The sequence below is a fragment of the Cellulomonas sp. McL0606 genome, assembly GCF_058248365.1.
The window spans coordinates 1,594,463-1,607,898 of record NZ_CM177779.1 but is presented as its reverse complement, the minus strand read 5'-3'; the positions used below and the strand labels follow the sequence as shown (position 1 = coordinate 1,607,898).

5 protein-coding genes and 5 pseudogenes are annotated in these 13,436 nt (G+C 74.0%); 3 read left to right on the top strand and 7 right to left on the bottom strand.

Annotated elements, in window-relative coordinates; all coding sequences use genetic code 11:
- Nucleotides 1–6: 6 nt before the first annotated feature.
- The 4 genes and pseudogenes from recA to AC38ZX_RS08140 all read right to left on the bottom strand — a co-directional run.
- A pseudogene (gene recA / locus AC38ZX_RS08155) lies at nucleotides 7–1,033 on the bottom strand (recombinase RecA); the annotation flags it as partial.
- Between the two features lie 246 nt (nucleotides 1,034–1,279).
- The gene (locus tag AC38ZX_RS08150) at nucleotides 1,280–2,047 is read right to left on the bottom strand and encodes an MBL fold metallo-hydrolase (protein WP_426595313.1); all 768 of its coding nucleotides are present in this window, start codon (nucleotides 2,045–2,047) and stop codon (nucleotides 1,280–1,282) included.
- On the bottom strand, nucleotides 2,044–4,119 hold the full coding sequence (locus tag AC38ZX_RS08145) for an alkaline phosphatase family protein (protein WP_491296929.1): 2,076 nt from the start codon (nucleotides 4,117–4,119) through the stop codon (nucleotides 2,044–2,046). Before AC38ZX_RS08145 ends, AC38ZX_RS08150 begins: the two co-directional genes overlap by 4 nt.
- Nucleotides 4,120–4,134: 15 nt before the next feature.
- Nucleotides 4,135–4,367: pseudogene (locus AC38ZX_RS08140) on the bottom strand (DUF3046 domain-containing protein).
- 92 nt (nucleotides 4,368–4,459) lie between these two features.
- On the opposite strand from AC38ZX_RS08140, the pseudogene AC38ZX_RS08135 reads away from it, so the two are divergent.
- Together AC38ZX_RS08135 and AC38ZX_RS08130 are read left to right on the top strand one after the other, a co-directional pair.
- Nucleotides 4,460–9,312: pseudogene (locus AC38ZX_RS08135) on the top strand (ATP-dependent helicase).
- 51 nt (nucleotides 9,313–9,363) lie between these two features.
- Nucleotides 9,364–10,128 (top strand): Fpg/Nei family DNA glycosylase, encoded by a 765-nt coding sequence (locus tag AC38ZX_RS08130; protein ID WP_491297336.1) that lies wholly within the window; start codon nucleotides 9,364–9,366, stop codon nucleotides 10,126–10,128.
- A gap of 268 nt (nucleotides 10,129–10,396) precedes the next feature.
- Here AC38ZX_RS08130 and AC38ZX_RS08125 read toward each other — a convergent pair.
- The 3 genes and pseudogenes from AC38ZX_RS08125 to pgsA all read right to left on the bottom strand — a co-directional run bounded on the left by AC38ZX_RS08125 (nucleotide 10,397) and on the right by pgsA (nucleotide 12,054).
- Nucleotides 10,397–10,788, bottom strand: a pseudogene (locus AC38ZX_RS08125) (helix-turn-helix domain-containing protein).
- Nucleotides 10,789–10,983: 195 nt separating this feature from the next.
- Complete coding sequence (locus AC38ZX_RS08120; RefSeq protein WP_491296928.1) at nucleotides 10,984–11,457, bottom strand: CinA family protein; 474 nt, start codon at nucleotides 11,455–11,457, stop codon at nucleotides 10,984–10,986.
- Between the two features lie 3 nt (nucleotides 11,458–11,460).
- Entirely contained in the window at nucleotides 11,461–12,054 is a 594-nt protein-coding gene (gene pgsA, locus AC38ZX_RS08115; RefSeq protein WP_426595307.1) for a CDP-diacylglycerol--glycerol-3-phosphate 3-phosphatidyltransferase, read from the bottom strand.
- 13 nt (nucleotides 12,055–12,067) lie between these two features.
- On the opposite strand from pgsA, the pseudogene AC38ZX_RS08110 reads away from it, so the two are divergent.
- A pseudogene (locus AC38ZX_RS08110) lies at nucleotides 12,068–13,436 on the top strand (CapA family protein).

Below are 13,436 nucleotides of genomic sequence, written 5' to 3'. Positions count from 1 at the left end.
GACAGGCGCCGGGGCGTCCGCGGGCGCGTCGAGCCGCGCGCCGATGCCGAGCTTCTCCTTGATCTTCTTGTCGAGCTCGTCGGCCAGGTCCGGGTTGTCCTTGAGGAAGCTTCCGGGCGTTCTCCTTGCCCTGACCCAGCTGGTCGCCCTCGTACGTGTACCAGGCACCCGACTTGCGCACGAAGCCGTGCTCCACGCCCATGTCGATGAGGCTGCCCTCGCGAGAGATGCCGACGCCGTAGAGGATGTCGAACTCCGCCTGCTTGAAGGGCGGCGCCATCTTGTTCTTGACCACCTTGACGCGGGTCCGGTTGCCGACCGCCTCGGTGCCCTCCTTGAGGGTCTCGATGCGACGGATGTCGAGGCGCACGGAGGCGTAGAACTTCAGCGCCTTGCCGCCGGTGGTGGTCTCGGGCGAGCCGAAGAACACGCCGATCTTCTCGCGCAGCTGGTTGATGAAGATGGCCGTGGTGCCGGACTGGCTGAGCGCACCGGTGATCTTGCGCAGGGCCTGCGACATGAGCCGCGCCTGCAGACCGACGTGGCTGTCACCCATCTCACCCTCGATCTCGGCCTTGGGCACGAGGGCCGCGACCGAGTCGATGACCACGATGTCGATCGCGCCGGAGCGGATCAGCATGTCCATGATCTCGAGCGCCTGCTCACCGGTGTCCGGCTGGGAGACGAGCAGCGCGTCCGTGTCCACGCCGAGCTTCTCGGCGTACTCGGGGTCCAGCGCGTGCTCCGCGTCGATGAATGCCGCGATGCCGCCGGCGCGCTGCGCGTTGGCGACCGCGTGCAGGGCCACCGTGGTCTTGCCCGAGGACTCCGGGCCGTAGATCTCCACGACGCGGCCGCGGGGCAGCCCGCCGATGCCGAGCGCGACGTCCAGCGCGATCGATCCGGTGGGGATGACCTCGACCGGGGCCCGCCCGTCGTCGCCGAGGCGCATGATCGATCCCTTGCCGAACTGGCGGTCGATCTGGCTCAGTGCTGCCTCGAGGGCCTTTTCGCGATCCTGTGGTGCGGGCATGTCCGACCTCGTCTGTCTCGAGCAGCGCGTGCTGCGGTACGGGGGCTGGTCCTTGTCACGAGCGACGCTATGTCCGACCACCGACATCCCGACCGGGCCACCCTCGTCCCTGCGTTCCGCAGGGGCTGTGGACGGCTCGGCCGCTCGCAGGACCCACCATACCGAACAGATGTTCGAGCGCCGCCGACACGCCGGGCGTGTCGCGGAAAAGCCAAGACCCGCCACGAGGCGAGCCCAGCAGAGGGCTCAGGACAGCTCCAGCTGCTCTCCGGGCGACACCACGTGCACCGTCAGGTCCGGCGCCACGCGGGCGGCCGCGTGCGCGAACGCCGGCCCGGCGCGGTCCATCCACCCCGGCGGGAGGCGTCGCGACACCGGTGCGTGCAGGGTCCCCCAGTGCACCGGGACGGCCTCTCGCACACCGACGACGACGCAGGCCCGCGCGGCCTGCACGGGATCCATGTGCCCACCGGACAGCCGCGGCCCCCAGCCGCCCACCGGGACGAGCGCCAGGTCGATGGGGCCGCCCGCGAGCGCCGGCAGGTCGGCCATCGCAGCGAACGGCGAGGTGTCGCCGGCGAACCAGATCCGGTACGTGGGCGTGGTCACCAGGAAGCCGTTGGCAGCGTTCGGCCGGTGCGGCATCGGGCGGTGGATGTGCTCGGCGGGCACGAGCCGCACCCGCACCGACGACCCCGGCACGTCCCACCACTCGGTGTCCATGAGCCCGTGGGCGCCGGCGATCCCCCGCGCACGGAGCCACCGGGCGTTGGCGGGCGCGGTGAGCACCGGAGTACCCGGCAGCTGCCGCAACGACCCCAGCTCGGCGTGGTCGTGGTGCAGGTGGGACAGCAGAACGGCGGCCGGACCCGCCCAGTCGGCCGGTCGCGGTGCGGCCCCCCGTCGCCGCAGCAGGCCCGCGTGACGCAGCAGCAGCGGGTCGGTCAGCAGCCGGACGCCGTCCAGGTCGAGCACCATGCTCGCGTGCCCGAGCCACCGGAACCGCAGCGTCACGGTCGAAGGCCCTCCGCGGCGGCCCAGCGGATCAGCTGCTCGTGCACGGACTCGGCACCCACGAGGATCTCGTCGTCGCCCACCGGCTCACGCAGCTCGTCGTCCATCAGCCAGCGCGTCGGGTGCAGCACGAACGCGTGGTTCTGCGCCCCGCCGATGCCGCCGTGCGAGCCGACCTGCCCCTCGAACGCGTGCACGTGGCCGGTCTCGCCGACCGTGGAGATGAGCAGCAGGTCGCCCGTGTGCGGCAGCCGCGCGGCGCGCAGCAGGTCCGGCCGGCCGCGCGGGCCGTAGGGCAGGAGCGGGTCCTCGCCCTCCGGCTCGGCATCGTCCTGCTCGAGCAGGACGAGCCCGCGCGGCCCGATGGCGACGAGTCCGCGGTCCGCCGTGTCGACGACGACCACCCCGACGCCCGGCCGGGCCGCCAGGCCGGTGACCAGGCCCGGCCAGCGTTCCTGGAAGTCCTCGAGCGTGAGGCGCTGCGCCACCCGCGGGAACCACACCAGGCCGAGGTTGCCCGACCCGACGGTGACCACGTCCGGCAGGTCGTCCGCGTCCTGCTGCTTGGGCCGGCCCTGGTCGGGACCCAGGACGGCGGTGCCGCGGGTCAGGTTCAGCGCGCTGTTGACCAGCGCGTTCAGGGGTCCCCAGTCCTCACCGGTGCCGCTGTCGACCCCGTCCGCGCCCGGTTCGGCCATGAGGCCACGCACGGTGTCGAGGAGCGTCTCGCCACCGAGCTGCTCGTAGGTCGCGCCGAGGGCCTGCCCGTGGTCGGACAGCACCACGATCTGGTAGTCGCGCGGTGCGACGGCGATCACGCGTTCGAGCGTGCCGAGCACACGGTCCAGCCCCTCCAGCGACCGCAGCGACTCGGGCCGGGTCGGTCCGGCGTGGTGGGCGATCTCGTCGTAGTCGACGAGGTCGACGTAGATCGTCGGGTCGCCGCGCAGGAGCGCCTCGGCCACCAGTGACGTGTTCAGGTCGCGGAGCAGGACGTTGCTGATGCCGCGCAGGACGACGTACCAGCCGGCGCGCGAGATGCGCGGCTGCACGTCGCGCACGCGCTGGCGCCGCGCCTGGTAGAGCTCCTCGACCATCTCGGCGGCCGAGACCGTGACCGCACGCGCCAGGACGAACGGGCTGGCGAAGAAGCGCACGTACGCCGGTCCCGGCCCGAGGCCGCCGTCGGGGCCCTTGGTACGAGAGCGGCTCATCACGACGTACGCGGTCGTGGCGTCCCCGGAGAACATGGTCGAGATGGCCGACCCGCCGCCGGCGAGCAGCCCCTTGCCCGTCGTGAGCCGCCCCTCGACGAGCGCCGCGTCCTCCGGATGGTTGGTCACGACGAGGCGACCGAGGTCTCGGTCCCACCAGCGGAACGCCGGGATCTGACCGGAGTCGCCGTGCAGCAGGCCGGCCTGGCTCGCGGGGGTGGTCGACGGGATCCGGGCCCACCAGTCCTCGAGAACGTGGTCGCCGTTCGTGATCCAGCGCTGGATGTTCGGGGCCAGCCCCGCCTCGATGGCCTCGCGCAGCACGGGGGCCGCGACGCCGTCGAACTGCACCACGAGCATCCCGCCCCGGCGCGGCGCTCCCGCGCTGGGCTCGACGATCCCCTGGCGGCGGGCGTGCCGGCGCGCGCGGCGCACGAGGACCGAGACCACGTAGTCGCTGTCGTTCGCCCCCATGATCCAGCGACCGATCGCCATGACGACCGCGGTCAGCACCAGGACGGCGAGGACGTCCCACACGTCGTCGGCGGAGATCCCGGGGACGACCGCGAGCGCGAGCCACAGCACCGCGACCTGCGCGAGCAGGCCCAGCCCGAGGGCGAGCACGGCGCTGCCCCGCCGCGCGAGGAACCGCAGGGGCGCGCCGAGCAGCAGGTCACCGAGCGCGACGACGAACGCGGCCGCCACGATCGCGCCGGGGTTGTCGGACCGCACCCCGTCGATGAGCCACACCGCGACCGCCAGCCCCAGCGTCGTCGTCGCGAGCGTGAGGAGGGCTTCGCCGAGGTCCTGCAAGGTGGGCACCCACGCGCGCATGCGCCGGCCGGCCGGGGACGTCATCGTCGGGTTCTCTCCTCAGGACCGGGGTGGCGCCGGGCGGCGGGCGTCCGTGCCCCAGCGTGCGTTCTCGGGGATCTCGAGCTCGTCGCACAGAGCGTGCCAGACGTCGCGCGGCTCGACGTTGTCCTCGAGCGCCTGGACCGCCGTGCGCTGGTCGAGGCCGCCGAGCACGAGCTGCGCGTCAGCTCCCGTCCGTGGGCAGCACCGAGGACCTCGTCGACCAGCTGCCAGAACTCTCGATACCGCACGAGGCACAGCCTGCCACCTGCTCAGGAGTCGGTGGTCCCCCTCGGTCCGGCGAGCGGTGTCGGGTGTGGGTGCCTGCGGACACAATGGGCCCGTGGTGCTGGAGCGCTTCTCGGACCCGACCCGGACCTGGTTCGCGGGTGCCTTCGCCGAGCCCACCGCCGCCCAGCTCGGTGCGTGGGCCGCCGTGGCGGGCGGCGACCACGCGCTGGTCGTCGCGCCCACCGGCTCCGGCAAGACGCTCGCGGCGTTCCTGTGGGCCGTGGACGGGCTGCTCACCGGCACGCCGGCCGACGACCCGGTCGAGCGGTGCCGGGTGCTCTACGTGTCTCCGCTCAAAGCCCTGGCCACCGACGTCGAACGGAACCTGCGCTCGCCGCTGGTCGGCATCCGGCAGGCGGCCCAACGGCTCGGCACGACGCTGCCGGACGTCACCGTCGGCATCCGCACCGGCGACACCCCGCCGAGCGAGCGCCGGGCCTTCGCGACGAAGCCGCCCGACATCCTCATCACGACGCCCGAGTCGCTCTACCTGGTCCTCACCTCGGGCGCACGCGCCGGGTTGGCCGGGGTGCGCACGGTGATCGTCGACGAGATCCACGCCGTGGCGGCGACGAAGCGCGGCGCGCACCTGGCCCTGTCGCTCGAACGTCTGGACGCGCTGCTGGACCGGCCGGGTGGCCCGGGCCCGGCCCAGCGGATCGGGCTGTCGGCCACCGTGCAGCCGGTCGAGGCGGTCGCCGAGTTCCTCGGCGGTGCACGCTCGGCGCAGGACGGCGGGCGTGAGGTCGTCGTGGTGCAGCCGCCGTCCACCAAGCGGATCGTGGTGGACGTCGTCGTACCGGTCCCCGACCTGGCCGACCTGCGAGCGGCGGGGACCCTGCCGGGCGACGACCTGTCGGGCGCGGCCGACGCCCCGCTCGTGCGGCCGTCGATCTGGCCGCACGTCGAGGAGCGCGTGGTCGACCTGGTCGCAGCCCACCGCTCCACGCTGGTGTTCACCAACTCACGACGGGGCGCCGAGCGGCTCACTGCTCGGATGAACGAGGTCTGGGCGGAGCGCCGGGGCGAGGACGTGCCCGACCACGGGGCCGTGTCCGCCGCCGCGGTGCCTGGCCAGTCGGGCACCGCGGTCGGGATCGACACCCGGGACGCCGCCACGATCCTGGCCCGCGCGCACCACGGGTCGATGAGCCGGGCGGAGCGGACGCGGACCGAGTCCGAGCTCAAGGCCGGCAACCTGCCGGCGGTCGTCGCGACGAAGTCGCTGGAGCTCGGCATCGACATGGGCGCCATCGACCTCGTGGTGCAGGTCGGGTCGCCGCCGAGCGTGGCCAGCGGGCTGCAACGCATCGGCCGGGCCGGGCACCAGGTCGGCGCGGTCTCGCGCGGGGTCGTCTTCCCCACGTTCCGCGGCGAGCTTCGTGGCGTCGGCCGTCACCGCCGAGCGGATGCGGACCGGGACGCTCGAGCCGCTGCACGTGCCGCGCAACCCGCTCGACGTCCTCGCGCAGCAGATCGTCGCGATGGTCGCGGTGGAGGACTGGTCGCTCGACGAGCTGTCGGCCGTCGTCCGGCGCGCGGCGCCGTTCTCGGGCCTGGGCGAGGCGACGCTGCGCGCGGTGCTCGACATGCTCGCGGGCCGCTACCCGAGCGAGGAGTTCGCCGAGCTGCGACCGCGGCTGGTCTGGGACCGCGTCCGCGACGTGCTCAGCGGCCGGCCCGGAGCGCTGCGGCTGGCGGTGACCAGCGGCGGGACGATCCCCGACCGAGGGATGTACGGGGTCTTCCTCGCCGGCGGCGCCACGACGAGCGACGTACCGGTCGACGCCGAACGGACCGGCGGGGCGCTGCGCGGCGGCAAGCGGGTGGGCGAGCTCGACGAGGAGATGGTCTACGAGTCGCGGGTCGGCGACATGTTCACGCTCGGGTCGAGCACGTGGCGGATCGACGACATCACCCCCGACCGCGTGCTGGTCACGCCCGCGCCCGGTGTGCCGGGCCGCCTGCCGTTCTGGAAGGGCGACGCCCCCGGTCGGCCCGCCGAGCTCGGTCGCGCGATGGGCGGGTGGGTGCGCGAGGTGCTGGGCTCGGACGACCCCCGCGAGCGCGTCGAGGCCGCCGGGCTGGACGCCTGGGCCGCCGACAACCTGCTGACGTACCTGACCGAGCAGCAGGCGGCGACCGGCGAGGTGCCCTCGGACACCACGCTCGTGGTCGAGCGGTTCCGCGACGAGCTGGGCGACTGGCGGATCGTCGTGCACTCCCCCTACGGCGCCCGTGTGCACGCCCCGTGGGCGATCGTGCTCGGCGCCCGGCTGCGCGAGAAGTACGGCGTCGACGCGGCCGCCATGCACTCGGACGACGGCATCGTGCTGCGCCTGCCGGACATGCTCGATGCGGGCGCGTCCCTCGGTGGGCTCGGCGCCGACGACCCGTGGGCGGACGGCTCCGGGCCGGCGATCGACCTCGCGGACCTGCTGCTGGACCCCGACGAGGTGCTCGACGCGGTCCGTGCGGAAGCTCGGCTCGTCGGCGATGTTCGGTGCGCGGTTCCGGGAGGCCGCCAGCCGAGCGCTGCTGCTCCCCCGCCGTCGACCCGACCGCCGCACGCCGCTGTGGCAGCAGCGGCAGCGGTCCGCCCAGCTGCTGTCGGTGGCATCGGAGTACCCCGACTTCCCCATCCTGCTCGAGGCCGTCCGCGAGTGCCTGCAGGACGACTTCGACACCGACGCGCTGACCGGGCTGATGCGCGACGTGGCCGCCCGCCGCGTCCGCGTGGTCGAGGTGACGACGAACCAGCCGTCGCCGTTCGCGCAGTCCCTCCTGTTCGGCTACACGGCGCAGTTCCTCTACGACGGCGACGCCCCGCTCGCCGAGCGGCGTGCGGCGGCCCTGACGCTCGACCCGACGCTGCTGGCCGAGCTGCTCGGGCAGGGTGGCGAGTCGCAGCTGGCCGACCTGCTCGACCCCGAGGCCGTGGTGCGCACCGAGGCGGAGCTGAGCGGGCGCGCGCCCGAGCGCCAGGCGGGTTCGCTCGAGCAGGTGGCCGACGTGGTGCGCCGGCACGGGCCGCTGACCACGGCCGAGGTGGCCGAACGGGTGCAGCCGGCTGCGGCCGGTCAGGTGCCGGACTGGTTGGGGTCGTTGGAGGCGGCCCGCCGGCTGATCCGCGTGCGGCTCGGCGGGGTGCCTCCCGAGCGGGCCGAGCAGTGGGCGGCCGTCGAGGACGCCGGGCGGCTGCGGGACGCGCTCGGCGTGGCCCTGCCGGTCGGCGTGCCCGAGGTGTTCACCGAGCTGGTGCCGGACCCGGTGGGCGACCTGCTGCGCCGGCATGCCCGCACCCGCGGACCGTTCACGGCGGCCTCGGCGGCGGCCCGCTTCGGCTGGGGCGTGGCGATCGTCACCGAGGCGCTCCGGCGGCTCGAACGCTCGGGCGTCCTCGTGCAGGGTCGGCTGCGACCCGACGTCCTGGGCGGCACCGGCGACGAGTTCTGCGACGCCGACGTGCTGCGGCAGCTGCGTCGACGGTCGCTCGCCGCGCTCCGCGCCGAGGTCGAACCCGTCGCGCCGCAGAGCCTCGGCGTCTTCCTGCCGCGGTGGCAGGGCGTCCACCCGGTCGGGCGGTCCGCGCGCGCCTCGGCCACGGGCTCGCTGCGCGGCGTCGACGGAGTGGCGCGCGTGGTCGAACAGCTCGCCGGATCGGTCATGCCGGCGTCCGCGCTCGAGACCCACGTGCTGCCCGCCCGCGTCCCCGACTACGTCCCGGCCATGCTCGACGAGCTCACCGCGGCCGGCGAGGTCGTCTGGGCCGGCCACGGCTCGCTGGCCGGGCACGACGGGCTGGTGTCGCTGCATCCCGCGTCCGTGGCCGATCTGACGCTGCCGCCTCTGAGCGCCGACGGTCCGGACCAGGACGAGCTGCACCGAGCCGTCCTGTCCGCGCTCGCCGGGGGTGGGGCGTGGTTCCTCGGCGCGCTCACCGACCGCGTCCGCGAGCTGCTGGAAGAGGCACCCACGCAGGTGGACGTCGCGACGGCGGTCTGGGACCTCGTGTGGGCCGGACACGTCACCAACGACGGTCTGGCGCCGCTGCGCGCCTGGCTCGGCACGGGGACCACGGCGCACAAGACCCGTGCCGCGACCCCGCGTGGGCGGGCGCTGCGGCCGCGACTCGGGCTGCGTGCGGCGGTCCGGGTCGGCGGCACCGAGGGCGGGTCGTCGCGCGGGACCGCGCTCGCGGCGAGCGGTGGACGGTGGTCACTGCTGCCGACGCGCGAGGCAGATCCGACGCTGCGCGCGCACGCGCTGGCAGCCCAGCTTCTCGACCGGCACGGGATCCTGACCCGCGCGGTCGCGCCGGCCGAGGGCATCGGGTCGCAGTTCGCGGACGTGTACAAGGTGCTCTCGGCGCTCGAGCAGGGCGGCCAGGTGCGGCGCGGGTACTTCGTCGAGCGCCTCGGGGGATCACAGTTCGCGCTGCCCGGGGCGGTGGACCGGCTGCGCGTCGACGCACAGGTGGTGGACCGCGCCGCCGACCCGGACGCGCGCACAGAGCCGCTCGTCGTGGTGCTCGCTGCCACGGACCCGGCCAACCCCTACGGTGCGTCGCTGCCCTGGCCCGCGACGACCGCGGACGGGGGCCACCGGCCCGGTCGCAAGGGCGGCGCGCTGGTCGTGCTGGTCGACGGCGCGCTCGTGCTCTACCTGGAGCGTGGTGGCCGCACGGTGCTCTCGTTCTCGCCCGACAGCGCCGTCCTGCTGGCCGCTGCCGACGGTCTGGCGGTCACCGTCCGCAGCCGGCATGCGGGACGGCTGACGATCGCCCGGCTCGACGGCGTCGACGTGCTCGGGGGCGGTGCGTTGCACGGCATCGTCGGGCAGGCGTTGGTCGCGGCCGGGTTCGCGCCCACCCCGCGCGGGCTGCGGCTGCCTGGTCAGTCGTGACGACGCCGTCGCCCGCGGCCATCGGGTCGCCGAGCGGACCGGCGGGTGCCCGTGCCCGAAGGTGATGTCCTGCGCCGGACCGCGAACCGCCTCGACCTCGCGCTCACCGGCCAGGTCGTCGTGCGCTGCGACCTGCGCTGGCCCACGGCCGCGACGGTCGACCTCGTCGGGACGAGCGTCCTTGGCACCCGCTCCTACGGCAAGCACCTGCTCACCCGGTTCGACGACGGCCGCACGCTGCACACCCACCTGCGCATGGACGGCTATTGGCGGGTGCACCCCACCGGGTCGCCGCAGGCGGCCGCGCGCTCGCCGCAGGTCCGTGCCGTGCTGGCGACCGAGAGGTGGACGGCGGTCGGTCATCATCTCGGCATGCTCGACGTGGTGCGCACACGGGACGAGCACACGGTGATCGGCCACCTCGGGCCGGACCTCCTCGGTGAGACGGTGGACGCCGACGAGGCCCTGCGCCGGTGGGCAGCCCGCGGGTCGACGCCCGTGGCGGAGGTCCTGCTGGACCAGCAGGTCGTTGCCGGCATCGGCACGATCTTCGCTGCCGAGTCGCTGTTCGCCGAGCGGATCTGGCCCTGGGCCTCTGCCGACTCGGTCCCGGACCCGTCACGACTGCTGGCGGTGGCGCGTCGCCAGCTCCAGCAGTCGGTCACCAGCGGTCGGCCACCCGGACGGGTGCACGGGCGGCTGCGTCAGCCGTGCGTTCGGTGCGGCACCCCGATCGCCGTCGGCCAGGCGCGCACACCACCCATGGAGCGGCCGATCTTCTTCTGCCCGCACTGTCAGCAGCCTGCGGCCGCCTGACGCGAGAGCCGGCGCCCGAGCCGGCGCCCGAGCGCGGCCGGGAACGCGAAACGGCCCGCGGACCGTGGTCCGCGGGCCGTTCCAGCCGTCGCGCGACGTGTCGCGCGGAGAAATGAAGGGCGGCGCCCCGCTGCCGTTCCAGCCGTCGCGCGACGTGTCGCGCGAAGGAATGAAGGGCAGCGCCCCGCGCCCTCGCACCCCCGAAGGAGCCGCAGGCACGCGCACCGCAGTGAGCTGTCCGACCCTGGCCGCGAGGGCCCCGATCAGATCAGCCGATCGCTGCGAGACTCGACCGCGACCGTGCCCAGCCGCCATCAGTGGCAAGCGAGGCCGCCAGGTCCGCAGGAACCGTGTCTGGGATCAGCAGACCCTCGGCGACTGCCACGCGGTCGCTGACCTCACGCAGGACGAGCGACATGGGGACGTCCAGCGCCTCGCAGATGCTGTTCAGCAAGCCGAGGACGCTTCCTTCTGACCCCGCTCCACCTCGCTCAGGTACCCGAGCGAGACGCGGGCCGCAGACGACACCTCACGCAGGGTGCGCCCCTGGCGCTGTCGCGCGTCCCGCAGCACATCGCCGATCTCTCGACGGAGTACAACCATCCGGGCTCCCCCTCTCGCGTCACGTGTCTCTCCCACACCGAGCGCCGCGGTCCGGATCGGACCAGGCACCACAGCACCAACCACAACTCCCGGCTGTCCCTTTGCCGGAATTGCTCCACCGTACCGTGCACCACCGACGCGCGACGGAGTCCTACGCGCCGGAGGTCGAGTGCTCATCACGGTCCTTGCAACGACCGAGGGGTTCCTCGTGTTCCCGCCTACTCACCTCATCGGCTGATAACGCCCTCAGGTTCACCCCTGGTGCCTCATGAATTCGCGGGCGAGGGCGAGGACGGCGTCGACGGCCCCCGCACGCACCACAGCCCGATCGCCGGGAAGGCGCACCGAGCGGACGGACACACCAAGGGGCGTCGCGATCGCGACGTGCACCGTGCCGGGCGGCTGGCCGTCCTGCGGGTCGGGCCCGGCGACGCCGGTCGTCGCCAGCCCGACGTCGGCGCCGAGGCGTTCGCGCACGCCGACGGCCATCTGGCGCGCGACCTCGGGATCGACCGCCCCCCGCGCGACGAGCAGCTCCGCGTCGACCCCGAGCAGCGAGCCCTTGAGATCGGTCGCGTACGAGACGACTCCTCCGCGCAGGCTCACCGAGGCACCCGGGACGTCGACCAGGGCGGCGCACACCAGCCCACCCGTCAGCGACTCGGCGACCGCGATGGTCCAGCCGCGCGCACGCAGGTCCGCCAGCAGCTCGGCCGCGGACACCATCGTTCAGAGTCCGGCGTAAGGCGGCCGGCTCGCGGTCCGGCGGATCTGCACGGCCGCGCGCACGTAGTCCAGGCCCGTGACCACGGTGACGACGACGGCCGCGGCCATGAAGCCTATGGCCAGGACCGTGACCCAGTCCGGGAGCACGTCGAGCGGGAGCAGGTACAGACCGATGGCGACGGACTGCAGGACCGTCTTGATCTTGCCGCCGCGGGACGCCGGCAGCACGACGTAGCGCAGCAGGAAGAACCGCATCACCGTGATACCGATCTCGCGCACCAGGATCACGACGGTGACCCACCACGGCAGGTCACCCAGCCAGGACAGCAGCACGAGGGCGGTCCCGACCAGCAGCTTGTCCGCGATGGGGTCCAGCAGCTTGCCGATGTCAGTGATCTGTCCCGACCGGCGGGCGAGCCATCCGTCCATCCGGTCGGTCAGGGCCGCGACCACGAAGATCCCGGTCGCGATCAGGCGGCCCGAGGTGCTGTGCCCGCCGTCGGCGAGGAGCGCCCATGCGAAGAACGGCACCAGCGCAATGCGCAGCACCGTGAGCATGTTCGCCAGGTTCCAGGCGGAGGGCACGGCGTCGATCACCCGGACAGCCTAGGTGGACGACGACGATGCTCGGGGACGCGGCGCGACCCACTACAGTCCGCGTGTGACCCGCCACGCTCGCGCCGGCCGCCGCGAGCCCGTGCTGATCAGCATCGCTGTCGGCGTGCTCCTGATTGCGAGCCTGGGGGCGGCCGCGACGGCACTGCACCCGTGGAGATCGTCACCCGAAGAGATCACCGCGGCCGTAGCGACCCCCGAGCCCGTTCTGGCAGCCCCGGACCCGACGCCCACGCCGACCCCGACGCCCGACCCCGACGCCGAGTTCACGATCGTCGCGGCCGGTGACGTCCTGCCGCACCTCCCGGTGCTGGCTGACGCGCACGCGGCCGGCGGTGGCTACGACTTCGGCCCGATGCTCGCGCCGATGAACCCGTGGGTCCAGGGCGCCGACCTGGCGATCTGCCACCAGGAGGTGCCGATCGCGCCGACCGGCACGCCGCTCAGCGGCTACCCCCCTGTTCGGGACGGCATCTGAGATCGCCGAGGCGCTCAAGGCGCAGGGCTGGGACGGGTGCTCGACGGCCTCGAACCACTCCGTCGACCGCGGCTTCGCCGGGGTCACCGCGACGCTCGACGCGTTCGACGCGGCGGGTCTCGGGCACGACGGCACTGCGCGCAGCGCGGCCGAGCAGGCACAGCCACAGCTCTACCGGCTGGAGCGGGCGGGCCGGATCATCACGGTCGCGCACATCGCGGCGGCCTACGGCACCAACGGGATGCCGGTCGACGCGGACAAGCCGTGGTCGGTGAACCTGATCGACGTGCCGGCGATGGCGGCCCAGGCGGCCGCCGCCCGGGCCGCGGGCGCGGACCTGGTGATCGCGAGCGTGCACTGCTGCGTCGAGTACCAGACGGCCCCGACCGCCCAACAGGTGGCGTTCGACCAGGCGATCGCCGACACCGGCCAGTTCGACCTGCTCATCGGGCATCACGCCCACGTGCCGCAGCCGGTGGTGAAGCTGGCGGGCGGACCGCGGGGCGAGGGCATGTGGGTGGCCTACGGCCTGGGCAACTACCTGTCCAACCAGGACGGCGCGTGCTGCGTCGAGGACACCGACTCCGGCCTGCTGCTCACGGCGCACGTGACCAGCACCGGCGCGTTCCCGGCCCAGGGCATCCCCGCAGGACCCGCCCGGGTGACGGGCGTCGAGTGGACCCCGATCACCGTCGACCGCCTCGGCGGCCACCAGGTCCATGCGCTGGTCGACATCCCCGGCGGGACGGGCACGCTCGGTCCGGCCGTCGTCGCCGACCGGCTGGCACGGGTGACCGCGGCCGCCGGGGGCTCCGCGCCGCAGCGCACCGCGCCGCCGGTCCCCACCGGCCCCGGCCCGGTCGTCGTGCGACGGACGGCGGGCTGA

What these genes read in the sequence shown, in the direction of transcription:
- AC38ZX_RS08145 (WP_491296929.1), bottom strand. Translation starts at nt 4,119, where the DNA reads ATGACGTCCCCGGCCGGCCGGCGCATGCGCGCGTGGGTGCCCACCTTG.
- AC38ZX_RS08120 (WP_491296928.1), bottom strand. Translation starts at nt 11,457, where the DNA reads ATGGTGTCCGCGGCCGAGCTGCTGGCGGACCTGCGTGCGCGCGGCTGG.